Origin of the sequence: Janibacter sp. HTCC2649 (genome assembly GCF_000152705.1) — a bacterium.
GTDB lineage: Bacteria > Actinomycetota > Actinomycetes > Actinomycetales > Dermatophilaceae > Knoellia.
This window is the reverse complement of the sequence record NZ_CH672413.1, coordinates 2,468,013-2,492,697: the sequence shown is the minus strand read 5'-3', so window position 1 is coordinate 2,492,697 and position 24,685 is coordinate 2,468,013. Positions and strand designations below refer to the sequence as shown.

25 protein-coding genes and 1 pseudogene are annotated in these 24,685 nt (G+C 68.5%); 11 read left to right on the top strand and 15 right to left on the bottom strand.

The window, feature by feature from the left end:
- Positions 1–63: 63 nt before the first annotated feature.
- Positions 64–1,494 carry a M36 family metallopeptidase gene (locus JNB_RS11960; RefSeq protein ID WP_009776736.1) on the bottom strand — a complete coding sequence of 477 codons (1,431 nt, stop codon included), beginning with the start codon at positions 1,492–1,494 and terminating at the stop codon, positions 64–66.
- Positions 1,495–1,659: 165 nt separating this feature from the next.
- Here JNB_RS11960 and JNB_RS11955 point away from each other — a divergent pair, with 165 nt between their 5' ends.
- Positions 1,660–2,100, top strand: a complete 441-nt coding sequence (locus JNB_RS11955) for a VOC family protein (protein WP_040884738.1) — start codon at positions 1,660–1,662, stop codon at positions 2,098–2,100.
- Here the strand turns inward: JNB_RS11955 and JNB_RS11950 are convergent.
- From JNB_RS11950 to JNB_RS11940, 3 genes and pseudogenes are all read right to left on the bottom strand, one after another.
- Complete coding sequence (locus JNB_RS11950; RefSeq protein ID WP_009776734.1) at positions 2,069–3,025, bottom strand: DMT family transporter; 957 nt, start codon at positions 3,023–3,025, stop codon at positions 2,069–2,071. The genes JNB_RS11955 and JNB_RS11950 overlap by 32 nt on opposite strands.
- A gap of 86 nt (positions 3,026–3,111) precedes the next feature.
- Positions 3,112–3,968: pseudogene (locus JNB_RS11945) on the bottom strand (PhzF family phenazine biosynthesis protein).
- 22 nt (positions 3,969–3,990) lie between these two features.
- Entirely contained in the window at positions 3,991–4,467 is a 477-nt protein-coding gene (locus JNB_RS11940) for a helix-turn-helix domain-containing protein (RefSeq protein WP_009776731.1), read from the bottom strand.
- 91 nt (positions 4,468–4,558) lie between these two features.
- Between JNB_RS11940 and JNB_RS11935 the strand changes: the two genes are divergently transcribed.
- Genes JNB_RS11935 through JNB_RS11925 form a run of 3 tightly spaced genes read left to right on the top strand, consistent with a single transcriptional unit; the run spans position 4,559 to position 6,591 of the window.
- Entirely contained in the window at positions 4,559–5,152 is a 594-nt protein-coding gene (locus JNB_RS11935; protein ID WP_009776730.1) for a dihydrofolate reductase family protein, read from the top strand.
- A 41-nt stretch (positions 5,153–5,193) separates the two neighbouring features.
- Positions 5,194–5,577 carry a TIGR03618 family F420-dependent PPOX class oxidoreductase gene (locus tag JNB_RS11930; RefSeq protein WP_009776729.1) on the top strand — a complete coding sequence of 128 codons (384 nt, stop codon included), beginning with the start codon at positions 5,194–5,196 and terminating at the stop codon, positions 5,575–5,577.
- A 45-nt stretch (positions 5,578–5,622) separates the two neighbouring features.
- Positions 5,623–6,591, top strand: coding sequence for a cation diffusion facilitator family transporter (locus JNB_RS11925; RefSeq protein WP_009776728.1), 969 nt, complete (start codon positions 5,623–5,625; stop codon positions 6,589–6,591).
- Here JNB_RS11925 and JNB_RS11920 read toward each other — a convergent pair.
- A complete protein-coding gene (locus JNB_RS11920; RefSeq protein ID WP_009776727.1) occupies positions 6,565–8,010 on the bottom strand; it encodes an FAD-dependent monooxygenase in 1,446 nt (481 codons plus the stop codon). The two genes, JNB_RS11925 and JNB_RS11920, sit on opposite strands and share 27 nt — an antisense overlap.
- Positions 8,011–8,316: 306 nt before the next feature.
- On the opposite strand from JNB_RS11920, the gene JNB_RS11915 reads away from it, so the two are divergent.
- A complete protein-coding gene (locus JNB_RS11915; protein WP_040884734.1) occupies positions 8,317–11,523 on the top strand; it encodes a S8 family serine peptidase in 3,207 nt (1,068 codons plus the stop codon).
- A 154-nt stretch (positions 11,524–11,677) separates the two neighbouring features.
- Here the strand turns inward: JNB_RS11915 and JNB_RS11910 are convergent, their stop codons facing one another.
- The 3 genes from JNB_RS11910 to JNB_RS11900 are packed head-to-tail and all read right to left on the bottom strand — an operon-like array spanning position 11,678 to position 14,353.
- Positions 11,678–12,865 carry a DUF2207 domain-containing protein gene (locus tag JNB_RS11910; RefSeq protein WP_040883747.1) on the bottom strand — a complete coding sequence of 396 codons (1,188 nt, stop codon included), beginning with the start codon at positions 12,863–12,865 and terminating at the stop codon, positions 11,678–11,680.
- A 37-nt stretch (positions 12,866–12,902) separates the two neighbouring features.
- A complete protein-coding gene (locus JNB_RS11905; protein ID WP_009776724.1) occupies positions 12,903–13,484 on the bottom strand; it encodes a DUF664 domain-containing protein in 582 nt (193 codons plus the stop codon).
- Complete coding sequence (locus JNB_RS11900; RefSeq protein WP_009776723.1) at positions 13,481–14,353, bottom strand: DinB family protein; 873 nt, start codon at positions 14,351–14,353, stop codon at positions 13,481–13,483. Before JNB_RS11900 ends, JNB_RS11905 begins: the two co-directional genes overlap by 4 nt.
- An 89-nt stretch (positions 14,354–14,442) precedes the next feature.
- Between JNB_RS11900 and JNB_RS11895 the strand changes: the two genes are divergently transcribed.
- The gene (locus tag JNB_RS11895; protein WP_009776722.1) at positions 14,443–14,967 is read left to right on the top strand and encodes a GNAT family N-acetyltransferase; all 525 of its coding nucleotides are present in this window, start codon (positions 14,443–14,445) and stop codon (positions 14,965–14,967) included.
- A 12-nt stretch (positions 14,968–14,979) separates the two neighbouring features.
- On the opposite strand, the gene JNB_RS11890 is transcribed toward JNB_RS11895, so the two are convergent.
- Positions 14,980–16,431, bottom strand: a complete 1,452-nt coding sequence (locus JNB_RS11890) for a hypothetical protein (RefSeq protein WP_009776721.1) — start codon at positions 16,429–16,431, stop codon at positions 14,980–14,982.
- Positions 16,432–16,571: 140 nt separating this feature from the next.
- Between JNB_RS11890 and JNB_RS11885 the strand changes: the two genes are divergently transcribed.
- The 4 genes from JNB_RS11885 to JNB_RS11870 all read left to right on the top strand — a co-directional run bounded on the left by JNB_RS11885 (position 16,572) and on the right by JNB_RS11870 (position 20,062).
- Entirely contained in the window at positions 16,572–16,985 is a 414-nt protein-coding gene (locus tag JNB_RS11885) for a VOC family protein (protein ID WP_009776720.1), read from the top strand.
- Positions 16,986–17,005: 20 nt separating this feature from the next.
- Positions 17,006–17,647, top strand: a complete 642-nt coding sequence (locus tag JNB_RS11880; protein ID WP_009776719.1) for a DedA family protein — start codon at positions 17,006–17,008, stop codon at positions 17,645–17,647.
- Positions 17,648–17,758: 111 nt separating this feature from the next.
- On the top strand, positions 17,759–19,657 hold the full coding sequence (locus JNB_RS11875; protein WP_009776718.1) for a penicillin-binding transpeptidase domain-containing protein: 1,899 nt from the start codon (positions 17,759–17,761) through the stop codon (positions 19,655–19,657).
- 72 nt (positions 19,658–19,729) lie between these two features.
- Positions 19,730–20,062, top strand: a complete 333-nt coding sequence (locus JNB_RS11870; RefSeq protein WP_148232399.1) for a hypothetical protein — start codon at positions 19,730–19,732, stop codon at positions 20,060–20,062.
- A gap of 82 nt (positions 20,063–20,144) precedes the next feature.
- Here the strand turns inward: JNB_RS11870 and JNB_RS11865 are convergent, their stop codons facing one another.
- The 6 genes from JNB_RS11865 to JNB_RS11845 all read right to left on the bottom strand — a co-directional run bounded on the left by JNB_RS11865 (position 20,145) and on the right by JNB_RS11845 (position 24,116).
- Entirely contained in the window at positions 20,145–21,407 is a 1,263-nt protein-coding gene (locus tag JNB_RS11865) for a type II toxin-antitoxin system HipA family toxin (RefSeq protein WP_009776716.1), read from the bottom strand.
- The gene (locus JNB_RS11860) at positions 21,404–21,727 is read right to left on the bottom strand and encodes a helix-turn-helix domain-containing protein (RefSeq protein ID WP_148232398.1); all 324 of its coding nucleotides are present in this window, start codon (positions 21,725–21,727) and stop codon (positions 21,404–21,406) included. The genes JNB_RS11865 and JNB_RS11860 overlap by 4 nt, the downstream gene beginning before the upstream one ends.
- Positions 21,728–21,768: 41 nt before the next feature.
- Positions 21,769–22,023: a hypothetical protein gene (locus JNB_RS11855; RefSeq protein WP_009776714.1), complete on the bottom strand. Its 255-nt coding sequence runs from the start codon at positions 22,021–22,023 to the stop codon at positions 21,769–21,771.
- A 137-nt stretch (positions 22,024–22,160) separates the two neighbouring features.
- Positions 22,161–22,319 carry a PGPGW domain-containing protein gene (locus tag JNB_RS21325; protein WP_237700764.1) on the bottom strand — a complete coding sequence of 53 codons (159 nt, stop codon included), beginning with the start codon at positions 22,317–22,319 and terminating at the stop codon, positions 22,161–22,163.
- Between the two features lie 43 nt (positions 22,320–22,362).
- Positions 22,363–23,730, bottom strand: coding sequence for a deoxyribodipyrimidine photo-lyase (locus tag JNB_RS11850; protein ID WP_009776712.1), 1,368 nt, complete (start codon positions 23,728–23,730; stop codon positions 22,363–22,365).
- The gene (locus tag JNB_RS11845) at positions 23,727–24,116 is read right to left on the bottom strand and encodes a hypothetical protein (protein WP_040884729.1); all 390 of its coding nucleotides are present in this window, start codon (positions 24,114–24,116) and stop codon (positions 23,727–23,729) included. Before JNB_RS11845 ends, JNB_RS11850 begins: the two co-directional genes overlap by 4 nt.
- Before the next feature lie 54 nt (positions 24,117–24,170).
- On the opposite strand from JNB_RS11845, the gene JNB_RS11840 reads away from it, so the two are divergent.
- On the top strand, positions 24,171–24,626 hold the full coding sequence (locus JNB_RS11840) for an SRPBCC family protein (RefSeq protein ID WP_009776710.1): 456 nt from the start codon (positions 24,171–24,173) through the stop codon (positions 24,624–24,626).
- Positions 24,627–24,685: the final 59 nt, after the last annotated feature.

Genomic DNA, 24,685 nt, shown 5'->3' with positions numbered 1-24,685 from the left:
GCTTGAAATGCGTGTGGCCACACCCCGGCAAGGGGTGTGGCCACACGCGTCGGTGGGTCCTCGTCAGAGGATCCCGCGGGCCGCGAAGGCGGCCCGCACCACGGCGGCGTCGGCTGCGGTGCCGAGGGCAGCAGCCGTGTCGACCGTCGTCTGGGCGGCAGCGGCCCAGGTCGTCGTGGGCGAGTAGGAGAACTGGGCCTCGAGGATGATCTTCGTGGCCTTGTCGCGACCGAACGCCTTGTTGATGTCCCAGAGGGCGTGGCTCCAGATCTCGCCGTCGTCGTGCACCTCACCGGTGCGGTCGGCGACGGTCTTGGTCGTGTCGAGGCGACGGATGCAGTGCGGTGTCGAGGACGTGTAGGACACCGAGTCCCAGTCCATGACGCAGGCCCACGGCGTCACCGCAGTGTCGCTCGAGTTGCCCTGCGACATCGTCGCCGCGAGGTAGTCACCGAAGGCCTCGCCGATGGCACCACCGTCGTTGGACTTGCCGAAGCCGGGCACCTGGTCGTCCTGGACCGCGTGGCCGTACTCGTGCCACACGACTTCCTGGTCCTCGCCGTCGTCGACTCCGCCCGTGCCGAGGGTGATCGTGTCCTTGTTGGGCGAGTAGAAGGAGTTGTCGACCGTGACCGTGTTGACGAGCAGCTCCTGCGCCTCGTTGTTGACGTTGGAGAAGCCGAGCCCCTGGATGTAGGTCTGCACGCGGTCCACGGCGTAGTAGGCGTTGACCTGCTCGAAGCGGGTGTCGCTGCGGGTGTAGGCGAAGACATTGTTGGCGGAGTATGCCGCCGGCGCCTTGCCGTTCTTCTTGTTCCCCACCGTGGCGAACGCGCCCTGGAGGAAGCCGTTGCCCTTGAGGTTGCTGAGGGTCACGGTCTTGTAGACGCTGGCGGGAACGGCCGAGTCGGCATTGTCTCCGTCGGTGAGGGACTCGTTCTGCAGGGCGACGACGGGGTTGGGGTCGAAGACCTTGCCCTGGCCGTCGGCGTAGACCCGCTCGTCGGTGACCTTGGTGACGGAGCCCTTGTCGGCGTCGACGAGGACCTTCTTGTCCTGGTCCGTCGCGACCTCCCAGGCGAGGGTGGCCTTGGCACCGGCTGCGCCGGGGACGACGACGAGGCGCGACGAGACGGCCTTGCCGTGCGCGGTGGTCTTGCCGGTGGCCAGTGCCTTGGTGATCCTGGGGCTCGTCGTGGCCAGACCGGTGACCACCAGGCGGCCGTCGTCGACACTCGCCTTGCCCTTGGCCGTGTGCACGGCGTAGTAGCCGCCGACGACGGGGATGCCGCGGTAGGTCTGGACGTACCAGGTGTGGCTGCCCAACAGGCTCTGCCGGGTGCGGACCAGGGTGAGGTCAGCGGGCACTGCGGCGGCGGTGGTTGCCCTCGCGGACGTGGGGGTCAGTGCGGCCGAGGTGGCGGCGGGTGCCATGACCGCGCCGCTGACCGCGAGGAGTGCGACGGCGGTGAGCCGTGGGGTGGTGCTTCGCATGGGGGTGAACCTTTCGGGCAGGAGGTGAATCGAGACAATCAGAGATCGGCGGTGAATCGCTGGTTGGAGGCTGGCGGAAATCAGCCAAGGGGGCGGATGTCGAGAACCGCCTTTCGGCTCCGTCTCTGAGGTGCAAGGACACCGATACGAATGGAGACTGTTCAGATGGCAGCCATCAAGCACTTTGACCACGTAGGCATCACCGTCGCCGACCTCGACGCGGCACTCGACTTCTTCGTGAGCCTCGGGATGGAGCTCGAGGGCCGCACCTTCATGGAGGGCGAGTTCCTCGACACCGTCTGCGGCATCCCGAACTCACGCACGGAGGTCGCCATGCTGCGGCTCCCCGGTGGTGGCACGACGATCGAGATCTGCACGTTCGTCCGACCGGAGCTCGAGCGGGGAACGCCGAACGCCATGTCCACGGAGATCGGGCTGCGCAATGTCGCGTTCGAGGTCGAGGACCTGCACGCGATGGTGGAACGGGTGCGCGCGGACGGCTATGAGCTCGTCGGCGGCATCGGTGAGTGGGAGAACGCCTGGCGAATGACCTACGTGCGCGGACCCGAGGGCATCATCGTGGCGCTGGCCGAGCGGCTCGGCTGACCCGCGTCAGCAGGACACCGACGATGGCGAGCCCGCCGCCGACGAACGTGAGCGCGGGCGGGACCTCGGACAGCAGCGCCCACGCGATGAGGGTGGCAATGAACGGCACGAGGAACGTCGTCAGCGTGACCTTGCCGGCATCGCCGCGGGACAGGACGTAGGCCCACGTCGTGAAGGCAATCGCGGTCGGGAAGATCCCGAGGTAGGCGATCCACCACAGTGTGCCGGCGTCGGCGACCTTGACCACGTCGACGAGGTCGCCGGCCCAGGGCAGGCAGACGACCGTCCCGATGACGCATGCGATCCACGTGACTTCAGGACCCGGCATACGCCCGAGCAGTGGCTTTTGGGCGAGCACGCCGATCGCATACGTGACGGCTGCCAACACGGTCAGCCACACACCCACGGTGTCGCCCGAACCCTCGCCCGAGAAGCCGCGCGCGATGATCGCCACCCCGGCAAAGCCGACGACCATGCCGGCGAGCAACCACTTCGTCATGCGTTCGCCGAGGAACACGGTCGCCAGGAGGGCCACGATCAACGGGCCGATCTGGACGATGAGGGCGGCGGTGCCGGCGTCGATCCGGCGCTCTGCCTCGTTGAGGGCGAGGTTGTAGATCCCGAACCACCCGACTCCGCAGAGCACGAGGAGCCACCAGTCACGACCCTTCGGCCAGGTCGGTCGGCGGCGGAACACCAAGAACGACAACGCAATTGACGCGACGAGCAGCCGTCCGAGCGAGAGTGCTCCCGCGGGTACGTCCTTGCCGAGATGGCGGATCGCCACGAACGCTGAGGCCCACAGGACGAGAGTGACGGCCATCGCGACCAGGACCCGCCAGTCGAACGATCCCCCGCTCCTGCGCGCGGGCTCGACCGGGGTCTCGAGAGGAGGAGGTGTGGTGCCATCGGAGAGGGTTGTCACTCGTTCAACAGTAGGCGGGGCGGTGTCAGCCTTCGAGCGAATTTCGGTCAGATGAGGACGAGTTGCCGCCACGTCTGCGTGCACCGTCAGACGAGCACCGTTCCGTCCGCGACGATCAGCCCGGCCCCACTGATCCGCACATCCGCACCGTCCACCGTGATGAGGATCCGGCTGGGGCGGCCCAGAGAGTGGCCCTGCTCCACGACGGCGAGGGCGCCGGGGGTGACGCGGCCCTCGGCCACGAGCTTGGCGACCAGTGGACCGGCTGCCGTTCCGGTCGCCGGATCTTCCGTGATCCCCATCTGGGATTGAAAAATCGGGCGTATGCCGCACTGTCACCTTCGACCGTATCGAGGCTGTAGAGGTAGCAGCCCTCTCCTGCAACGGTTTTGAGGACGGCGGCCAGTCGGCGGGTGTCGGGTCGGGCCCGATCCACAGCGCCTCGATCCACGAGCGGCACCAAGAGGTGGCCCGCGCCGGTCGAGATCACCTGGATGTCGTCCTCGGTGAAGTCGGCGGGTGTGAGGCCCAGGGCGTCGGCCAGGAGGTCGGGGTCCGTGAGAACCGCTCCGAACTCCGGGGGTGACTGCTGGACCGACACGATCGCTGGCCCATCGGCAGGCCTCGTGACTCCCGTGCGCAGGAGATCGGCGCCGATCTGGACGACGAACTCGGTCCGGTCGCGGGGGAGTCGACGGTCGACGAGCCACAAGCAGGCTGCGAGGGCGTTGTGGCCCGCCCCGCCAACCTCGGCGCCGATCGGCGTGAAGGACCGGAACTGCCAGTCGGCGCGGTCACCGTCGGCAGCAACGATGAACACCGTCTCGGACTGGTTGAACTCACGGGCCAGGGCCTGCATCTGTGCGAGCGAGAGCCCGTCGGCGTCCGGGACGACCGCAGCAGGGTTGCCGGTGAGGGGCCGAGACGCGAAGACGTCGACCATGGAGAACGAGGCGGTCCGTGGTTCAGGCATGAGTGCTCCCGGAGTTCGTCGTTGCCGCGCCTGGGCCTTCAAGCACGTCGATGTCGCCAGCGTGCATCGGCTCGCCGCAGTGTGCGCATCGCAGGTCCACGTGACTGATCTGGCCACACGCTTGGTGGCGATAGAGCACCGGCGGACCCGCGTCGCCGGCGAGCCACTTGTCGCCCCACCCGACCATGACCATGAGCACGTCGGTCAGCTCGGTCCCCTTGTCGGTCAGGACGTATTCATGCCGCGGGCGAGGGTCGTACTGTCTCCGCTCGAGAATCCCGTGCTCGACCAGGTGGTTCAGGCGCTCGGTCAGCACCTTGCGGGAGATGCCGAGGTCCGCTTGGATCTGGTCGAACCGGTTGATGCCGACCCACACGTCGCGCAGGACGAGCGGCGACCACGGCTCACCGATGACGTCGAGGGTCCGGGCGATCGAGCACGCCATGTCGCCGAAGTTCGTGCGCTGCATGAAAGGAATCTAGCACTTGGGGTTCCCTGAGGGAACCCTGCCTGCTACGGTGATGGAGTCTCTTGAAGGAACCCAAAGAAGGAATACCGACATGAGCAAGGTCCTCAGCGCACTGTCCGTCTCCGTCGATGGCTTCATCACCGGGCGCGAACCCGGGCCCGGTCATGGTCTCGGCGACGGGGGCACTCTTTTCGACTGGTACACCAGCGGCGACGTCCGCAGCCAGGAGTTCGACTTCTTCCACCTCAGCGCGGCCAGCGCTCGCATCTTCGACTCCCTGGCCAGCCGGGTCGGCGCGAGCCTCGCCGGACGCAAGACCTACGAGGACTCAGAACGCTTCGGTGGCGGCGGTCCGCACCCGACGGCGCCGCTCGTCGTCGTCAGCCACCGGCCCATCCCGGAGGCGTCGTCAGCCCAGACAGTCATCACCACCGGCATCGAGGACGCCGTCGCCGCCGCCAAGAAGGTGGCAGGCGACAAGGGCGTGGCCCTCATGGGTGGCGGCGTCGTCACGACCGCCCTCGCGGCCGGACTGGTCGACGAACTCGTCCTGCACCAGGTGCCGGTCCTGCTCGGCGCCGGACGGCCCTACTTCCAGGAGCTCCCGCACCACATCCGCCTCCGTCTGATCGAAGCCGTGCCCGCGCCGGGCGTCACCCACCTGCACTACGCCGTCGAGAACTGAACCACCCACCACCCCAGCACCCACCACCACAGGAGTTGACGATGATGCTTCACCCCGATGTCCGCCGCGTCCTCGAGACCACGGCTCTCGCCCACCTCGCCACGGTCCTTCCCGACGGCAGCCCCCACACCGTCCCCGTCTTCGTCGGAACCCACGGCGACCAAGTCGCGATCTTCACCGGTCCCGACTCCCGCAAGGCCCGCAACCTGCGCCTCGACCCGCGCGTCGCCCTGTCGCTCACGTCGCCCGAGAACCCCTTCGAGCCCACCGTCATCCGCGGCACCGTGACCCGATGGCTCGACGGCGACGCGGCCTGGGAGATCGTCGATCAGGTGGCGCTGCCCTACATCGGCGGCCCCTACTCACGCGAGCAAGAGCGCGTCGTGGCGCTCATCGAGCCCGTGCACCAGAAGGTCGGGATGTAGGCCGAGGAGGTCAACAGCGCCGCGCCTGCGTGCCAGAGTGAACGCGTGACCGAACCGAGTACCAAACCCACCGGCGGCGAGAGCCTCGTCACCGTGCTCGTGGCCCTGTGCGCCAACGTCCTCATCGCCGTGGCCAAGTCCGTCGTCGCCGTCATCACCGGCTCCGCGTCGATGGTCGCCGAGGCGGCGCACTCGTGGGCCGACGCCGGCAACGAGGTCTTCCTCGTCGTCGCCGAGCGCCGGGCCGGGCGTCCGCGCGACGAGGCCCATCCCTACGGCTACGGCCGCGAGGCCTACGTCTGGTCGATGTTCGCCGCCTTCGGCCTCTTCACGGCCGGTGCGGTCGTCTCCATCTGGCACGGCATACAGAGCTGGAACGCCGCCGAAGGCGAAGCCGAGGTGGACTACAGATGGGCGTATGCCGTTCTCGCCCTGGCGTTCGTCCTCGAAGGTGTGTCGTTCCTCCAGGCGCGCCGGCAGACGCGCGTTGCGGCCCGCCGCATCGGGCTCACCGTCCTGCCCTTCATCCTGCGCACCTCCAACCCGACCCTCCGGGCCGTCTTCCTCGAGGACGCCGCCGCCCTCATCGGTCTCGTCATCGCGGGTGCGGGCATCGGACTGCACCAGGCTACCGGCGACGCCCGCTGGGACGCAGTCGGATCCGTCGCCGTCGGCCTCCTGCTCGGTGTGGTTGCCGTCTTCCTCATCGGTCGCAACCGTGACTTCCTCGTGGGGCAGGCAGCCTCGCTGGAGCTGCGACGCAAGGCCCTCGAAGGGCTGCTGGAGCACCCGGCTGTCGAGCGGGTCACCTTCATGCACCTCGAGTTCGTCGGAGCCGCTCGCATCCTCGTGGTCGCGGCAGTGGACCTCGTCGGTGACGACGTGGAGACCAGGGTGGCCGAGCAGCTGCACGAGGTCTCCGACGCGATCAAGCGTCAGGACATGATCGAGGACGCTGTCATCACCCTGTCCCGGCCAGAATCCCCCTCACTGGACCTCGCGAGCTACCGATGACGCGCCGAACCAGCGCTCGAACGCCTCGCTCAGCCCCGTCGCGTCCTCGCCCATCCACACGATGTGACCATCCGGGCGCAACAACACAGCTGGCGCAGGCAGCTCATCGCTCTGCTCGGTGATGACGTCCACCCGGTCGGCCCACCCCTCGACGGACAACTCGCCGGTCTGGTCGACCAGAACGCCACGACCGCTGTGCAGCAACGGATACAGGGACCCACCGCCCCCAAAGGTGACGTCCCGCTGACGGCGACCCAACAGGTCAGAGGCGTCGCTCACGGCATACCGGATCCCCAGGGACGTGACCTTCCCGAGCAGGTGCGCGTGCACTCCCGGGAACTCCATGACTTCGGCGAAGAGCGTCTTGACGGCCTGCGGTCCGGGCTCGGGTGACTGGAGCTCCGCCTGGGCTCGAGTGACGGTGAGGACCTCCTCGGCGACTGGGTGCCGCTCCGCCTCGTAGGTGTCGAGCAGACCCTCCGGCGCCCATCCGTTGATCGTGGCGGCGAGCTTCCACCCGAGGTTGAACGCGTCCTGCAGGCCGAGGTTCAGCCCCTGGCCACCCTGCGGCGGGTGGACGTGGGCCGCGTCGCCCGCGATGAGTACCCGCCCGACGCGGTAGTGCTCGGCCAGTCGCGTCGCATCACCGAACCGCGACAGCCACCGCGGCGAGTGGACGCCAAAATCCGTTCCGGCGTATGCCGTGAGCTGAGTTCGCAGGTCGTCGAGCGTGGGCGGTGGGGCACCTTCGTCTGCGACCTCCGCGGCGGGGACGACGATGCGATAGACGCCGTCGCCGACCGGTCCCGCGCCGAAGCCGCGATGGGTCTCGCGGACCCGGGTCATGACAGCCACGATCTCGTCGAGCGAGGCGGTGAGCTCGGCCTCGCCGAGGATCCACTGCCGCTTGGCGGACTCCCCGGGGAAGGGGATGTCGAGCAGTCGTCGCACCATGCTCCTGCCACCGTCGCACCCGACCACCCACGCTGAGCGCAGGGTCGTCCCGTCGGAGAGCTCGACATCAACTCCCTCGGCGTCCTGGGTCACGCCCACTGCCTCGACGCCGCGGCGGATCTCGATGCCGAGCTCGGTGGCGCGCTCGCGCAGCGCCGCTTCGACGAGGGGCTGCGGGATGCCGAGCGTGTAGGGGTGGGTGGTGTCGAGTTCGACCGGTTCGCTCGTCCTGATGCCGGCGAAGAACCCGTCGGTCGGGTACTTCGTCCCCTGCGGCAGAAGGCGATCAAGCAGACCGCGCATCTCCATGATCTCGATGCTGCGGGCATGCAGGCCCATCGACCGGACCATCGGACTCGGCTCGGGGTCCCTGTCGACGATCGCCACCGAGATGCCGTGCAGCTTCAGCTCGTTCGCCAGCATCACACCGGTCGGCCCGGCCCCCACCACAATGACGTCGTTCATGCATCTCCTTCATTCCACGAAGTGGTTGTGCGCCAACGACTTTCGCGGGCACGGCGACCATGATGAGCCAGGCAGGGGGCCTTGCGGCAAGACCCCCTGTGCGCTATATCTTGGTAGTGGCAGGAAGATGCGTCTTCCTGCCTTTGTCGTGTCCGCCGATACTCGCCCGAGCAGATCAGCCAATCCGCGTCGCGTAAAGCCGCCGAGTGGAAGAGTCGCGAGCGGAGTGCGGCCATGTGGCCGGTCCGGGGCTCTCCGGGCTCAGGAGGTTGTGCATTGTTCGACGCACGGTTTGTGCCACGGCTCGTGGCTTCCGCTGGAATTGCCGCCCTGGTGGTGGCTTCCCTCGCGACGGGGGCGGTGGCCGCCCCCTCGACAGGACCCAAGGCCGACAACGGTCTGGGCAAACATGACCGGGAGCTGCTCGCCTCAGCGACGGCTCACGGAGACAAGACCGTCACTCTCATCGTGTCCACCACTCCGACGTCCACGTCCAAGGCGGCAGCGGGCCTCGCGTCCCTCGGCGGCAAGGTCGGCTATCGCGACGACGCCCTGGGCTACCTGCGGGTGACCATCGCGACGAGCAAGGCCAACCAGGTCACCTCGGTGAGTGGGGTCGAGGCGGTCGATGTCGACGAGATCGTCCCGCTCGGCGATCCTGCCACCACGGGACAGCAAGGACCCCTGCCCCAGGCCCCGCCCACTGCGGCCACACCTGCGGTCAACCCCTACATGCCGATCGGCGACACGGGTGCGGCGCAGTTCAGGGCCGCCCACCCCACGTGGGACGGGCGCGGCACCACCATCGGCATCATCGACTCCGGGATCGACCTCGCGCACCCGGCGTTGCAGACCACGACCACCGGCGAGCGCAAGGTCATCGACTGGGTCACGGCGACCGATCCGACCTTCACCAACGGTGTGAACAACGACGACGACCCCACGTGGCTCGACATGTCCACGCTGGTCTCCGGCTCCAGCTTCACCGTGAACGGATCGACCTACACCGCGCCTGCCGCGGGCTCCTACCGGTTCGGGGTGTTCAACGAGCGTGACGGGCGCCTCGGCGGAGAGGTCGGGAGCGACGTCAACCGCGACGGCAACCCGGCCGGTTCCTCGGGACTCTTCGCAGTGCTGTGGGACGCCAAGGCCGGCACGGTCTGGGTCGACACCGACCAGGACGGCTCCTTCGCCGACCAGTCCGCGATGCGCGACTACAAGGTGGCCAAGGACGTCGGCACCTTCGGCACCGACAACCCCGCGACGGCCATCGTCGAGCAGATGCCGTTCGTCGTCCAGACGGATGGCAAGAACAAGGTCGTCAACATCGGCATCGTCTCGGCCGCCCACGGGTCCCACGTCGCCGGCATCACGGCGGCCAACGGCATGTTCGGTGGCGCGATGACCGGCGCCGCCCCTGGCGCGAAGCTCGTGTCGGTCCGGGTGTGCATGTTCGTCGTCGGTTGCACCAACCACGCGCTCCTCGAGGGCATGATCTACGCCGCCAAGACGGCCAACGTCGATGTCATCAACATGTCGATCGGCGGACTCCCGGCCCTCAACGACGGCAACAACGCCCGGGCAGCCCTCTACGACAAGCTCATCACCCAGAGCAATGTCCAGATCTTCATCTCGGCGGGCAACAGCGGTGCCGGCCTGAACACGATCGGTGACCCGTCCGTCGCCTCCAAGGTCCTGAGCATCGGGTCCTACATCAGCAAGGACACGTGGCTCAGCAACTACGGGTCGGAGGTCTCCGCCGCCGACAACATGCACCCGTTCTCGTCCCGCGGACCTCGCGAGGACGGCGGGTTCAAGCCGGAGATCATCGCGCCCGGATCGGCTGTCTCGACCATCCCGACGTGGCAGAACCCGGCCGGCCAGTGCCTTCCCTACGCCTGCCCCGTCGGCTACGCGATGTTCAACGGCACCTCGATGGCTTCACCGCAGGCGGCCGGCGCTGCGGCGTTGCTCGTCTCCGCGGCCAAGCAGACCGGTGTGCAGTCCCAGCCGGACCAGCTGCGCAAAGCGATCACCTCCAGTGCCCACCAGATCGCGGGCTACGGATCCTACGAGCAGGGCAACGGCCTCATGGCGGTCGGCGACGCCTGGAACCTGCTGAAGACCAACGCCAAGACGGTGACGATCAGCTCGTCGGTGCCGGTCAACACGGTCCTCTCGGGATTCCTCGCCACTCCCGGCCGGGGTCAGGGCATCTACGACCGTGAGGGCGTGAAGGCCGGAGACTCCTACGTCCGTTCGTACACGTTCACGCGCACGAACGGAGGCGGCGGAACGAAGGCGTATGCCGTCAACTGGGTCGGCAATGACGGAACCTTCTCGTCTGCGGGCTCGATCAGCCTCCCGCTGGGCGTTGCCGTGCAGCTCCCGGTCACCATCCACCCGACGACCTCCGGAATCCACTCGGCCATCCTCAACCTGGACGACCCCACGAGTGCGGGCGTCGAGAAGCAGACCCTCAACACGGTCGTGGCTGCGGACCAGTTCACCGCCGCCAACAGTTACACCGTCACGAAGTCCGGGACCCTCGGACGAGACACGTCGGTGAGCTACTTCGTCAACGTGCCCGTTGGTGCTCCGGCTCTCAAGATCGACCTCGCGGGCGGCGGTGCCGCCCCGGGCGCTGGGCAGATCCGGTTCCTCCGGTTCCACCCCTACGGTGTCGGCCTCGAGAACAACTCGACCCCGAACAGCTACAACCCGCCCGTTCCGGGTTGCTCTGAGAACTGCACGGTCGCGGCCGCAACGAGTCGCACGACCTCCAACCCCTTCCCCGGGGTGTGGGAGATCGTCGTCGAGGTGCGTCGCACGTCTGACGCGGACCCGGTGCCCTACACGTTGACCGCGGCGATCCTCGGGGCCACGGTCACGCCGAACCCCGACACGATTGCCTCGGCATCGATCGGTGTCCCGGTTGCTCGCAGCTACACGGCGACCAACCTGTTCGGGGAGTTCACCGGGCGGATGGTCGGCACCTCACTGGGCAGTGCGAAGCGCACTGTCGAATCCATCGCCAATTCTGCTCAGAAGCAGATCCTGATCAACGTCACGCCGGGCAGCACGTCGCTGCGGGCCACCATCGGGTCCACGTCGGACCTGGCAGCCGACCTCGACCTGTTCGTCTACAACTGCACCACGGGGTCCTGTGTCCTCGCGGGGCAGTCGGCAGACGGCGACAGCGAGGAGTCGGTGACGATCGCCAATCCGGCTGCTGGCACGTGGGTGGCACTCGTCGACGGCTATGCCGTGCCGGCGGGGACGACGACGTTCAAGTATGAGGACGTCTTCGCCAACCCGGTCTTCGGCGCAGTCTCGGTGACCGATGCCAACGCGCTTCGGCCCGCTGGCTCGTCGTGGACCGTGCCAGGAACGATCACGGCCAACTCCGCTCCCGCGGCTGGCCGGTTCCTGCTCGGGTCGGTGCAGGTCCGCACCAACACCAACGTCCTCGTCGGGTTCGGCGACGTGGTGGTGCAGAGCGTGACGCCGTGATGGCGCCCACGCTGACGTGACCGTGGCATGACAGCGCCGGTGGAGTCCTGTGACCCCACCGGCGCTGTCGTGCCGTTGGTGCGCGGTCAGCGCGCCGTCAGTCATGAACGCTAACTCCGCGAGCACCCCTGCGACGAGCGTTTATTCAGCCTGCTCAGAAGTCGATGCAGCCGACGTCGCACCCGTCAAGGATGTCGCCGTCGGGGATGACATCCCCGATGCCTCCGGCGAACGACGACAACGCGGACCCCAGCCCGTCAAAGCCGTCGAGAAGTGCGGCGAACGCGTCATCGGGCATGAGGTCGGCGAGCGCTCCGAGGTCGGGGACGTCGAGGGCCCCACCGAGGTCGACGAGGCCCGAGACGAGGTCGAACACCCCCGGGTCGAGGGCGCCGTCGACCACTGCCGCGAGCGCCGTCTCTGCACCCTCCGCCAAGCGCGCCGCACGCAGAGCGTCACCAAGGACGGAGGCGACGTGCGGAGCAACACCGAAGGCGACGGCATACGGGAGCATCGAACGCACCTCACCGGCGAGCTCCTCGTGACGGAGCTGGTTCGCCTCGGCCGTCGCGAGGTACTTCTCGTAGCCGAGGGCCTGGATCCGGGCCGCAGATCCCAGCGCGGTGCGCGGTGTCCGGCCACGACCCAGTCGCACGAGCAGAGCGCCACCGAGACCGAGGCCTGCGCCGAGCGGCACCCACCGCCAGTGGTCGTCGGAGATGCCGGACGCGACCCCGGCAACGCCCGCCCCGAGAATGAGGAGCACGCCGAGCGCGGCCACCCAGCCGTTGCGTGACCGCGGGTGCTTGACGTACCAACCACGGTCGACGACGGCGCGATACACCGCGATCTCGGCCACGCGCCACCTCTGGGCGACCTCCGCCTGCCGCAGGTCTCTGAGCCGAACGGACTCCGACCCGCCGAGGAGGGCGTCGAGGAGCACCCGCTCGTGGTCGGCCATGGTGTCGTCGCCGGCGCCGGTGCGGCTCACTCGCCAGTCGTCGCCGTCCTTCTCGAGGCTGACGATCTGGCGCAGCGCGAGGTCGACGAGGGTCGCCGTGAGGTCGCGTCCGTGGACGATCCCGTCGACGACCGCACCCGACATGGCCGGGGTGGACTCGTCGGGAGCCTGGAAGCGCGGTGCGACCGATCCGGCCCACTCCACACCGCGCCGCACTCGGGCACTTCCCGTGCGGTCACCCAGCCGTGGCATCTCGCCCGGCGTGACCTCGGTGAAGACCTCGTCACGCCTGCGCCAGCGGAAGACGAGCAGGGTCAGCACGGCGGCGACCAGGGGGATGAGCCCACCGAGGAGCTCGAGCGGTGTCACGTCGGCAGGCACGCGCACACCCTATGGCGCGCGCGTCGCCCTGGGGTTGTCAGCTCGTGGCCGTCGGCCGCCAGCCGGGCGGAGGGTCTTCGCCCGTGCGTCCGTCGACCGCTTCGCGGAGTAGGTCGGCGTGCCCGAGGTGGCGGCCGTACTCCTCGATCGCGTCGAGCATAAGTCGCCGCAGACTCGCATGCTGACCGTGGGCGCTGCCATGCACCTCCTGGTCGAGCCCACCTCTGGTCAAGACCTCGGCCGTCCGGGCGCGTGACCGCTCAACAGCGCTGTCCCACAACGCATACAGTGTCGCCGGGTCGTCCTGGTCGGCCGACGTCATCTCCCAGTCCTCGTCGTCGTCCCAGCCGTTGTCGTCCCATGCGGCAGGCAAGGGGTCGCCCGAGAGCTTGCGGTGGAACCAGTCGTCCTCCACGGCCGCGAGGTGCTTGAGCAACCTCCCGAGGGTCAGGGAGGAGGCGCCGATCCGCTGACCCAGCCCGGCGGCATACAGGCCGTCTGTCTTCCAGCGGAAGGTCCACCGCAGCCGGTCGAGCGCTCCGACCACCTGCTCGGCCTCGGTTCCCGCGAGCGGCGGCTCCCACGGTGTTTCTTCGCTACCGGGCACGGGGTCGCTCATGATTCCTCCAACGATGTCGAAACGTGGGTATGCCGGGTGCGCGCTTCCAGCGCGGCGAGGTCGCGCTCGGCGAACTGGCGATGCCACCACTCCTCGTTGAGGAGGGTGTCGAAGGCGTCGCGGACTGGGATGAGCTCGCCGGGGGGAGGCCACCCCGGGGTGTCGGGAACTTCGTTGCTGCCGGTGAGCTCTTGGTCGGTGAGCGACGCCAGATGCGTTCGCACGCGCTCGAATCGGTCGTGTCGCAGTTCGAGCGCCTCGTCGAGGGTGGGTCGTGCATCCCGGTCGTGCGGAACGCCGTCCGTCGCTGGCATCTCGTCCCAGGGCAGCTCGAGCGGGTGCCACGGCGACGGGTCGCGCTGCACGCCGCGGCTCAGCCACGAACTGGTGGCCATCGGGAGGTGGCGCAGGGTCTGGATGAAGGACCACTCGCCGTCGACGCTCTCGTGCAGGAGCGCGGGGTCGACGGCGTCCAGGGCGCGGGCGCGCTCGACCGTGCCGGACCAGAGCTCGTCGATGACGGTCCACGCGTCCCGGTAGCCGGCGGCATCCGTGGGGTGGAGGCGGGCGCGTTCGGGGTGGAGCCGGGTGAGCTCGGCCTCGATGAGCGGGGCGACATCCACGCCGTTGACGACGACGTCGTCGAGCTCTCCCCAGATCTCGACGTGGCGGAGCTCGACGCCGCGCATCCGCACGTCCGACAGGGAGGCGTTGCGGATGTCGACATGGTCGAGGCCGACGGAGCGGAACGTCGACTGCTCGAACTCGACCCGCTCGAACCGCGACCCCGACAGGTCCACGTGCTCGAAGGTCGCGCCCAACAGCTGCTCGTCCCGGAAGGCCCGGCCAGTGGTCTCGTTCTCCGTCATGGTGGGAACGCTAGGACCCTTTGCGGACGATCGGCTTCCGCAAAAGAAACTCAGGTGCGTTCGCGTCGACCGGGCGGCAGGGTCGGGGCATGGACCTCACCATCCGACCGGAGACGCCGAGCGACTTCCCCGCGATCCGGGAGGTGGTGCGCACCGCCTTCGGGAACACCCGCGAACCGGACGGTGTCGAGAACATTCGGGCATCCGAGATCTACATCCCTTCGCTGGCCCTCGTCGCCCAGCTCGACAGCGAGGTGGTCGGCTACGTGATGATCACCCACTGCACGATCACGGGTGACGCCGGCGCGAGGACGACCGCGATGCTCACCCCACTGGCCGTCTCGCCCGCGCACCAGCGCCACGGCATCGGCAGTGTCCTCGTGCGCGCGGCGCTGGCCGGGGCCGAGGCCGCGGGTGAGCCGATGGTGATCCTCCAGGGCAGCCCGCGTTGGTACGGAAGCCGCGGGTTCGAGGACTCCCGGCCACACGGCATACACATGGAGCTGCCCGACTGGGCACCGCGAGAAGCCGGTCAGGTGGCTCTGCTCACGGCGTATGACCCGGACGATCCGTCGCTACGTGGGGAGATCAGCTACCCGCCGGTCTACGGCTGACCTGCCCGGCGCTCAGGGCGCGATGCCCACACCTCCCTGACGGTCCCAGGCGGAGTACTGACCGGCGGTGAGGGCGGGCCACCGCGTGGCGCCCGGTCGCGGGTTGACCCTGGACGCGTAGGAGCCGGGGTGGAACGCGGGGTCGAAGAGGCAGCCGGTGCTGTAGTCGCTGTCGTGCTCGGGGCAGGCGTTCGCGATGGACGCTGGTGTCGGCTTGGCGCCCGTGTCGACCCAGGTCTCGAGGGCGTGGATCACGGTGGCGTACTCCGAGTTGCTCAGGCTGCTGTGCTCGGACTCATGGGTGAACGTCTGGACGAGGTGGTCGGCGTTGCCGGCGGCGGTGAGCGTGGCGCGGTAGGCCGACTCGTGCTCGACGAACGCGGTCGGGTCGTCGATGGCGTGCATCGTCAGGACTGGGACGCGGACGTCGCCGGTCAGGTCGCTGTCGAAGGAAAGGTCGCGCACGGCCGACTGGTCCGCACTGAAGCGCTCCACCCCTTTGTTGAGGGCGGCGTCGTCGTGGGAGCCGGAGTAGCGAATTGACCTGTTGCTGAACGGGTTTCGTCCACCGAGGCGGGTGCTGACGATGTCACGGAACGTGAACGTCGCGAACCTCAGGTGTGACTCGAGAGTCCTCTCGGGTATGCCGGTGACTCCGAGGATGTCGTCGAGGTTCCGCTGTTGGAGTGGCGTCCTCTCGGTTGGCTCGGACTGGAATCCGGTGCACTCCTGCAGGCGCGAGCGCAGGCCGGCGGAGGTCATGGTCGAGCCCGGGCGCAGGCCCATCCACACCGGGTACTGCACCTCGGTCGGGCGCGGGTGGTTCTGGCAGTAGTACTGGTAGACGGCTCGGAGGTCGACGCGGTAGTCGTAGCCGCGGGTCGCGCCGGCCAGAACGCCACTCGTGAGCAGGACGCCGTCGTAGGGCTTGTCAGCGGCGTTGCCGAAGGTCTCGGCGGTCTTCGCCGCGACATCGCCACCCCAGGACTGTCCATGGAGCAGGGTGAGGCGCGGCTTCCCCCACGTGTCGATGAAGATCTTGCGGACGCTCTCGGTGTCGATGGCCGCCATCTCGGTGCCGAAGCCACCGCGACGGTAGGAGGACCCGGCCCAGGCGTAGCCCTCGCGCACCATGACCGCCCACCGGTCGAGGTCGTCGACGCTGCGCGACGGGTCCGAGGTCTCGCCGAGGTCTGGGCCACCGTGCGCGTGGACGAGGAGGGAGCGGTTCCACTCATGCGGGACGGCGATGGCGTAGAAGGCGCCGTTGGAGTCCTGCCCGGTCCAGCAGTCGGCGATGTCCGCAACGGTGGCAGGACAGGCGGTGGGCGTGGGAGGAGAGGCCGCTGGCGCTGGCTCAGCGGCGCCTGCCGGTGCGGTGGCGAAGAAGCTCGTGGTGGCGGAGACGGCCACGGCGAGGGTGGCCAGCCTCCCTGCTCGTCGGTGGGTCGAGGGGTTCGGCATGTCTACCTCCGGGTCGGACGGCTCGTCGTTGAGCCGCTCGTTCGACCGTAGAAACCAGACGCAGGGGAGCCTAGGTTGTGTTCGTACTGGTCTGCCACGGGCGGATGACACGGATGACAGAGCGACGTGAGGCGACAGCGATGGGCGAGCACCCGGCATACGTGCACACCGTTCTGGACTGTGAGCGGCCCCGCGAACTCGCCGAGTTCTATCGGCAGTTCCTCGGTCTCGTCTATCGACCGGGCGACGAGCCGCCGACGGACGGGAGCGCCGATGACGCGGACTGGCTCGTCCTCACCCGGCCGGACGGCACTCGCCAGCTCGCGTTCCAGCAGGTCGAACGGCTGGCGCGCACCACTTGGCCCGACGACGCCGTGCCGCAGCAGCTGCACGTCGACTACCGGGTCGACAGCGTCGCGGAGCTCGAGGGACACAAGGACACGGCTCTTGGGCTCGGCGCCACCCTGCGGCTGGATCGCACGGACGACGAGGAGGAGCCGCTCTATGTCCTTGCGGACCCCGCGGGCCACACCTTCTGTCTCTTCGTCGGGTAGGCCTCGGTCACACTTGGCCCATGGTCGAGGCGATCAACAGCTTCATCGAGCTGCACGCGGGTTCGGCGTGGCTGCTCCCTGCGTTGTTCGTCTTCTTCGCCGTCGACGGAGTGGTGCCTCCGCTGCCCAGTGAAGGTGTCCTCATCGGGCTCGCCGCGGTGGGTGCGTCGACCGGGACCCCGCACTGGCTCGCGCTCTTCGCTGCTGCGGCGGCGGGCGCCTGGGTCGGTGACAACCTCGCCTACGTGCTGGGACGGCACGCAGGACTCGATCGACTGCTGGAACGCACCGCGCCCGGTCGGCGGGCGCTCGCCTGGGCGCGGGGACACCTCGATCGGCGCGGCGCCGTCATCGTCGTCGTCGGACGCTGGGTTCCCGTGGGGCGGGCGGCGGTCAACCTCACGGCGGGTGCGGCGCACTACCCGCAGCGACGTTTTGCGCTCTTCTCGTTCGTGTCGGGGGTGACGTGGGCGGCGTGGTCGGTCGGGGTCGGATCTCTGGCGGGTCACTGGGTGCAGGACAACCCCCTGCTCGCCGCACTGATCGGTGTCGGCATCGCTCTCGTTGTCGCCTTCGTCATCGAACGTGTCACTCGACTGCTTCCCGGACGCTCTGCTCCCGCCGCCGCAGAGGTGCCGCCGCCGCATGTGAAGATCCGGTGAGGATCGGCGAACTCGGCGTTGCTGCGCCTGCGTTCGCGCGCGGCCGATGAAAGAGTGACGGGGTCAGGCCGGGGAGACAACCCCGGCGTTCGGATCGTGAGGGGTTGTGCCGTGCGTTCGCGTGGGTGGGGATTCAAGGTCGGGATTGCAGTCGTGGTGGCGGCGCTGCTCGGGGGAGCGGCGTGGGGTGGCCTGACGTGGTTGGGCCGCGACAAGGGTGAGGCGCGTCTGGCCGCCGACCGGGTGGCGACGGGACTGGCGGCGGGGAAGTTCGCTCCAGGGTCCGTCGTTGCTGATGGCGGACCGCCGGATCTTGCTGCCCTCGTCAAGGGGATGGGCAAGGCGACGCACACCGTGTCGGTGGCGTCCATGACCGAGGCCAAGGACGGTGCAGCCTCGGCGATCCTGAAGCAGTCATGGACCCTGCCCGGGTCGGCCGCACCCTGGACCTACGAGACCCCGCTCGACGTGCGCGAGACCGACGGCACCTGGGCCGGCGTCTGGAAGCCGGACCTGCTCGCGCCTGACCTGGTCGAGGGTGAGAGCCTGCGGATCAAGCGTCAGCAGCCGACCCGCGCCGAGATCCTCGGTGCCAACAACCAGCAGATCGTGACGCCGCGCGCCGTGTCCCGCATCGGCATCGACAAGACCAAGGTGTCCGCGTCCGAGGCGCTCGCGACCGCCCCGCTCCTCGCCGAGGCGTTGGGGATCAACAGCGCCAACTACGTCACGGCGGTCAAGAACGCAGGGCCCAAGGCCTTCGTCGAGGCGATCACGGTGCGCGAAGGCAGCCCGCAGGAGGCGGAGGCGCGAGCGCTCGCTGCGCCCGGCGTCTTCCTGGTGGCCGACACCCTGCCGCTGGCACCGACCTCAACCTTCGCGCGACCCCTCCTCGGCACCGTCGGCGGCGCGACCGCCGAGATCGTCGAGAAGTCCGAGGGCCGCATCGTCGCGGGAGACGAGGTCGGCATCGGTGGTGTGCAGGCGGCATACGACGCGCAGTTGTCCGGTCAACCGAGCTACACCGTCCTCGCGACCGGTGGGGAGCAGGAGCGCACGCTCTTCAACACTCCGTCGACGCCGGGCAAGCCGGTGGCCCTCACCCTCGACATCGCGAAGCAGGAAGCCGCCGAAGCCGTGCTCGAGAAGGTCGTCCCGGCATCCGCGATCGTGGCCATCCAGCCGTCGACGGGCCACGTGCTCGCCGCCGCGAGTGGTCCGGGCGGCAAGGGTGTGTCGACTGCGACGCAGGGTCGCTATGCCCCGGGTTCGACGTTCAAGATGGTGTCCGGCCTCGCCCTGCTGCGTTCGGGTGTGACACCCGCGAGCAAGGTCGAGTGCACGCCGACCGTGACCGTGGACGGGCGCACGTTCAAGAACGTCGACAGCTATCCGACGTCGGCTCTGGGGTCGGTGCCCTTCAGCACGGCCTTCGCGAACTCGTGCAACACCGCGTTCATCCGTGCTGGCGAGAAGCTCGCACCCGCCGAACTCCCCACCGCTGCAGCGAGTCTGGGCCTCACGGCCAAGCCGGGGCTGGGGGTGTCGGCCTTCATCGGCTCGGTGCCGGAGCCCAAGCCGGGCACGGACGAGGCCGCCTCGATGATCGGCCAGTCCAAGGTCGAGGCCTCACCGCTCGGCATGGCCACCGTTGCTGCATCGATCGCCGCAGGCAAGCCGGTGGCTCCGGTCTTCGTCGTCGGGGCCAAGGCTGAGGCTGCCCCGGCACCCGCCAAGCCGGTCACGGCTGCTGAGTCGGCGCTGCTCAAGACACTCATGCGTGGCGTCGTCGAGCAAGGCAGCGGGAAGTTCCTCGCGGACGTTCCGGGCGAACCGGTCCTCGCGAAGTCGGGAACGGCGGAGTTCGGTGACGCCAAGGCCCTCAAGCAGCACGTGTGGATGATCGGGATCCAGGGCGACCTCGCCGTCGCGGTGTTCGTCGACGAAGGCGAAGGCGGCGCGACCACGGCCGGCCCGCTGCTCGAGGCGTACCTCCGCGCCATCGCCTGAATCTGCACCACTCGAGGTACCGGATCTGCCGATGTGCGGAAGGTGGCGCAGGCGCTAGGCAGAATGGACGTCATGGACGTGGTTGATGCGGCCGTCATCGCGGTGGTGGTCTTAACATTCGCAGCGGGTGCGCTGTACCGATTGCGACGAGACGTGGTAGGGCCGGCGGTTGGCAAGCGCGGAAGGCTGCTCGCATTCGCAGCGCTGGGGGTCTTCATCGGTTGGATAGTCGTGCTCAACACGGGGGCTTCGGACAGTTGGGCCTCGCACCCCGCGGTTGCTGTATCGGTTGTCGTGCTGGAGGCTTGCGTCCTGACTGCTCTGATCGTTGACTCGGTGAGAGCGGGCCGCATCTCGGGACGTCACGCCAAGACTGACGCGCCAGACGAGCCCCTCCCCAGGTGATCGTCCTGTCAACAGCGTGAGGCGTTTACGCATATGCCGCGAACCGAGCGATGCGCCCGGCGGGGTCAGGGGTTTGCCGCGTCTATTTCGAAGCGCGCGCGGAGTGCGCCTCGAAAGCCCACGACATGGCGGCGATTTCCTGGGAGGACAAGCCATGCTGCCGGGCAACCGGCGCCCAGTGCGAGACGGCTGTCTGAACCTCAGCGATGACCTCGTTGGCCTCCTCGGCGTTGAGACGGAAATAGTCCGCGACCGACAGCGCGAGCTCGACGCTTGCCGTGTCATCACCGAGGTCGATGGCCGTGCTCAGGTGCTTGGGACCTGGCTCGGGGTTCGGGTTGATGTCGAACGCCGGAGATAGCTGCCAGGTATCTCCGTCCTCGTGGAGGAATCCGTGGTTGCGCAGGTGGTCGTCCGTGTTGGAGACAACTATGGAGAAGATGATCCGTCGCCAGAGCTGGCGCAGGTCAGCCGTTGTGCGCGACGAACGCATCTCGATGGCCTCTGCTATTTCTAGGTAGCTGCCCTGCTCGCCGTCGGTGGCCTGGAGCATGGTCATCGCGCTGACGTAGCCGACCCGGCCGGCGGGTCCACCGTCGGCTTCGCGGGTCCGGTCGAACCGATCCACGACCAGGACGGTGCGGTCAGCGAGATTCAGCAGGCTGCTTGTCGGGACGGTGATCCCGGCCCGGGCGGCGAGCTCGAGCGCGACCTTCTCCCACGCCATGACGTTCCACGTGTCATGGGCGGCACTCGGGAACTTGGCAATCGCGAGGTTGCCGTCGGCGTCGCGTACGTGCGCTTTCGGCCGCGCCCCACCGAGGGAACTGCCTACGCGGATGAGGCGCTGAAGGTCCGGCAGGTCGGCGGAGTCCGTCTCGGCTCGCTCAGCGAGAGTCAGCAGCTCGGGCAGGTCAGTCAAGGCAGGGACGCCGCGCTCCTCCATCGCCTCAAACGGGCCGTCGCCGTGGCGAAAACGCAGCGCGCCCTGTCGTAGGTCGTCGCGGACCCCCAAAAGGTGGTCGACTTCGCCGAGGCTGCGGGTTTCGCGGCCTTCGGCACGCGCCTCGGCGGCTTCACGCCGCTTAATCAGAGCTCGGCCCCATCGGTCGGGGGCGCAGTCACCGAATGCGCCGAACATCGAATGCCCAACGGTGCTCTGGTGCGCGCCGGCCTCAAGAGGTAGCCCCGGCTCCAGGGAGTAGGCGTGCGGGTTCGCGATGTACTCGTCAAAGTAGGTGAAGCTGGCGCCCTCGGCGGTCCCACCGCGGCGGCGGTGCGGGTACAGGGTCCCCGCGCGCACGTCGACGCCCCCGATAGACACCCACACCTCGACGCCGTTCACCGACCAGCTCCGCGTGCACGCACCCTGGTTGGCAGTTCCTCGTCGGCGCGGAGGCGGCCCACATCGGTCGCGTATGGGTCGAGCGCCTTCGTGAGCAAGTCCAGCACGCCTAGAGCGCGAGCTACCCGCAACAGGTTCTCCAAAGAGGCACCCTGCCCGGCTTCAAGGCGCAGGACGGTGCTGCGGCCAAGGCCAGCACGATCGGCGACCTGCTCGACCGTCAGGTGACGTAGTTTGCGCCATGTGGTCACGTCCCTGCCCAGTCCGTCGAGCGCGCGCACTACCGCGACCGGGGTGCGCCCACTCGTCGTGCCAGCCATCATGTGCTCCTTAAAGTACCAAATCTGAACCTTTAAAGCACTTAGAGTATCAAATCTGAAACCTTAAATGTCAACGCGTCTTTCTCCTGCACCTTCTGCTGCTCCAGTCCGCCGGCTGCGGTAGCTCGTCGCCGCTGCGGCATGAATCGTCCGGAACGATTCCGCAAGCGCATCAGCGTGACCGCGGCGATTCCACTGTCGGCGTCCGCATCGATATGGACACCGGCGTAGCTGTTGCCGAGCACGGTCGACCGGCCCAGACGGTAGGTGTCGGATGTGATCTCGTGGAAGCCCATCGGCGACAGGAATGCGAATGCGGTACCTACTGGCTCTGCCAACGGTCACGCTTCGCAGGTCGCAGAAGTCCCATGCTCGCAGCGTACGACGGCGCCGTATGGCCGTCGGTGCGTTGTGCAGACGCAGCTCACCCGGACTACGGACGCTTGCTGTGCCCCCGCCGCGTCGACATGGCTGAGGCTGCAGCGACGACGAGTCCCAGCGCGAGGATCGGATAACCAGGGCCGGGCAGGGGGACGAGAGCCGCACCGATGACGGCAACGACCAGCCCAGCAATCAACCCCAGCTTGTGCATCTCCACATCATCGAGCATCGGTCCCGAGTCGGGAGCGCAGCGGTCAGGAGTCCTTGAGCTCGCCGAGGCGACGGAGGGCTTCGCGGCGTTCCTCGGCATGGTCGACGATGCGCTGCGGATAGCCGTGGGCGTAGCCGTCGGGGTGCTCCCACGGCTGGTGCGCAGCCTTGCCGGCGAGGTGCGCGAGCTCGGGCACCCACTCCCGCACGTAGTCGCCGTCCACATCGAACTTCTCGCCCTGCGTCACCGGGTTGAACACGCGGAAATAGGGCGATGCATCCGTGCCCGTCCCCGCCACCCACTGCCACCCGTGGTTGTTCGAGGCGATGTCACCATCGATGAGGAGCTCGAGGAAGTGCCGCGCCCCGACCGGCCACCACACGTGCAGGTCCTTGGTGAGGAAGCTCGCCGTGATCATCCGGACCCGGTTGTGCATCCACCCCTGCGCGAGCAACTGACGCATCCCCGCGTCGACGATCGGATAGCCCGTCGTACCCGTCTGCCACGCCTCGATGGCATCGGCCGGCTCGTCATAGGCCATGCCCGCCAGCGGATCGCGCAGGTCCTTCCACGCGCTGGAAGGGTTGTGCCACAACACATCTGCATAGAACTCGCGCCAGCCGAGCTCGTTGATGTAGGTCTGCGCCCCCTCGCCACGTCGCCCCGCCAGGTCGGCGAGCAACGTGCGCGGGTGCACCACACCCAGTTTGAGGTAGGGAGAGAGCCGTGACGTGCCGTCCGTGGCCGGTAGGTCCCGATCGGTCGCGTATGCCGTCAGTCCCGTCTCGCAGAACTCTCGCCACCGCGCCATGGCGGCGCGTTCGCCGGCGGCCGGTAGGTCGGGCAGGTCCGGCGCGGCGAGCGCTTCCTCGATCGCCTGCGTCGCCTTGGCGTCGTTGCGCACGTGCCGCAGCGGAAGCTCACTCGGGCGGGGCGCGGGATCGGGCCAGCCGTGCCCGCGCCAGGCCTTCGCGAACGGCGTGAAGACCTTGTAGGGCGCACCACTCAGGTTCTGCACGAGACCCGGCCCCACGGCATACGGGGTCCCCGTTTCGACCCACTCGATGCCCTGTGCCGCAAGCGAACTGGCGACAGTCTCGTCCCGGCGACGACCGAAGGGCGTCGTCTCACGGGTGACGTGCACGGAGGTGGCGCCGACGCGCTTCGCCAGGGCCGGCACGACCTCGCGGGGGTCGCCCCAGAGCAGGGTCAGGCCGTCGTCGAACTCCTCACGCGTTGCCTCGAGGGCCGCCGCGAGCCAGGCCCGCCGCACGGCCCCTGCACCGGCCCAGAGGGCGGGGTCGATGACGTAGGCGACGACGAGTTCTCCGCCGGCGGCGTCGCGTGCGGCGAGGAGGGCGGGGTGGTCAGCGCGCCGGAGGTCGCGGCGCAGCCACAGGACGGACGTCATCCGGTCACGACCGACTCGAGGACGTCGGCCTCGCGCCGCAGGTCAGCAGCACGGTCCGGGTGTTCGGCGCCCTCGATCTCGGTGGCGGCCTCGCGACGCTCCTCGACCTCGGTGCGCAGCAGAGCCCGCACGTCGTCGACGGTGAGCTCGCGTCGAGCAGCCTCCGTGACGCCCAGCCCGATGGCCGCGCCCGCGATCGGTGACTCGGCGTCACTCGCGGCGGGTGGCTCGGTCGTGATCGCCTCGGCGTTGTCGATGGCGCTGAGGCCCGAACGCAGGGCGGAGACGGCCAGCTTGTCGCGCTCCTTCATGGCGTTCTTGAGGGCGGCGCGCAGCTGAGTCCGGATCTCGGCGACCGAAGGGCGGGGGACGGGCTTGCCAGTCATGTGCCCATTGTTGTCCGACGACATTCGTCGCGTCGCACGTGCTTCGATGGAGCCATGGAAAACGAGACCCGGGTCGTCAGCTCCACGCGCGACATCGCCGCACCCGCCGAGGCCGTCTTCGAGCTCATTGCGGACCCGCGGCGGCAGCCCGAATGGGACGGCAACGACAACCTCGTCGAGATCATCAAGGGCGATCGCATCCGCGGGGTCGGCGAGATCTTCGCGATGCGCACGACGAAGGGCAACCACCGCGACAACCTCGTCGTCGACTTCGAGGAGGGGCGGCGCATCGCGTGGCGTCCCGGCAACGAGGGCGAGGCGCCGGCGGGTCACGAGTGGCGGTGGGAGGTCGAGCCCCTGGAGGACGGCACCTCACGTGTCACGCACACCTATGACTGGACCGGGCTCACCGACGAGGCGCGTATGCCGCGTGCCCGAGCCACGCAGGAACCGCAGCTGCGCGCGTCCCTCGACCGCCTGGCAACCCTTGCGGAGTCCCTCACCGCCTGAGCACCCAAACCGTCTTCGTGCCCCACACGGACATGTTTGCGCGCCGAAGGCGCCCATTT

Excerpts from the sequence above, each read along its gene's own strand:
- JNB_RS11960 (WP_009776736.1), bottom strand. The coding sequence starts at position 1,494 with ATGCGAAGCACCACCCCACGGCTCACCGCCGTCGCACTCCTCGCGGTC.
- JNB_RS11955 (WP_040884738.1), top strand. The coding sequence starts at position 1,660 with ATGGCAGCCATCAAGCACTTTGACCACGTAGGCATCACCGTCGCCGAC.
- JNB_RS11940 (WP_009776731.1), bottom strand. The coding sequence starts at position 4,467 with ATGCAGCGCACGAACTTCGGCGACATGGCGTGCTCGATCGCCCGGACC.
- JNB_RS11935 (WP_009776730.1), top strand. The coding sequence starts at position 4,559 with ATGAGCAAGGTCCTCAGCGCACTGTCCGTCTCCGTCGATGGCTTCATC.
- JNB_RS11930 (WP_009776729.1), top strand. The coding sequence starts at position 5,194 with ATGATGCTTCACCCCGATGTCCGCCGCGTCCTCGAGACCACGGCTCTC.
- JNB_RS11920 (WP_009776727.1), bottom strand. The coding sequence starts at position 8,010 with ATGAACGACGTCATTGTGGTGGGGGCCGGGCCGACCGGTGTGATGCTG.
- JNB_RS11905 (WP_009776724.1), bottom strand. The coding sequence starts at position 13,484 with ATGAGCGACCCCGTGCCCGGTAGCGAAGAAACACCGTGGGAGCCGCCG.
- JNB_RS11900 (WP_009776723.1), bottom strand. The coding sequence starts at position 14,353 with ATGACGGAGAACGAGACCACTGGCCGGGCCTTCCGGGACGAGCAGCTG.
- JNB_RS11895 (WP_009776722.1), top strand. The coding sequence starts at position 14,443 with ATGGACCTCACCATCCGACCGGAGACGCCGAGCGACTTCCCCGCGATC.
- JNB_RS11890 (WP_009776721.1), bottom strand. The coding sequence starts at position 16,431 with ATGCCGAACCCCTCGACCCACCGACGAGCAGGGAGGCTGGCCACCCTC.
- JNB_RS11885 (WP_009776720.1), top strand. The coding sequence starts at position 16,572 with ATGGGCGAGCACCCGGCATACGTGCACACCGTTCTGGACTGTGAGCGG.
- JNB_RS11880 (WP_009776719.1), top strand. The coding sequence starts at position 17,006 with ATGGTCGAGGCGATCAACAGCTTCATCGAGCTGCACGCGGGTTCGGCG.
- JNB_RS11870 (WP_148232399.1), top strand. The coding sequence starts at position 19,730 with ATGGACGTGGTTGATGCGGCCGTCATCGCGGTGGTGGTCTTAACATTC.
- JNB_RS11860 (WP_148232398.1), bottom strand. The coding sequence starts at position 21,727 with ATGGCTGGCACGACGAGTGGGCGCACCCCGGTCGCGGTAGTGCGCGCG.
- JNB_RS11855 (WP_009776714.1), bottom strand. The coding sequence starts at position 22,023 with ATGGGCTTCCACGAGATCACATCCGACACCTACCGTCTGGGCCGGTCG.
- JNB_RS21325 (WP_237700764.1), bottom strand. The coding sequence starts at position 22,319 with ATGCACAAGCTGGGGTTGATTGCTGGGCTGGTCGTTGCCGTCATCGGT.
- JNB_RS11850 (WP_009776712.1), bottom strand. The coding sequence starts at position 23,730 with ATGACGTCCGTCCTGTGGCTGCGCCGCGACCTCCGGCGCGCTGACCAC.
- JNB_RS11845 (WP_040884729.1), bottom strand. The coding sequence starts at position 24,116 with ATGACTGGCAAGCCCGTCCCCCGCCCTTCGGTCGCCGAGATCCGGACT.
- JNB_RS11840 (WP_009776710.1), top strand. The coding sequence starts at position 24,171 with ATGGAAAACGAGACCCGGGTCGTCAGCTCCACGCGCGACATCGCCGCA.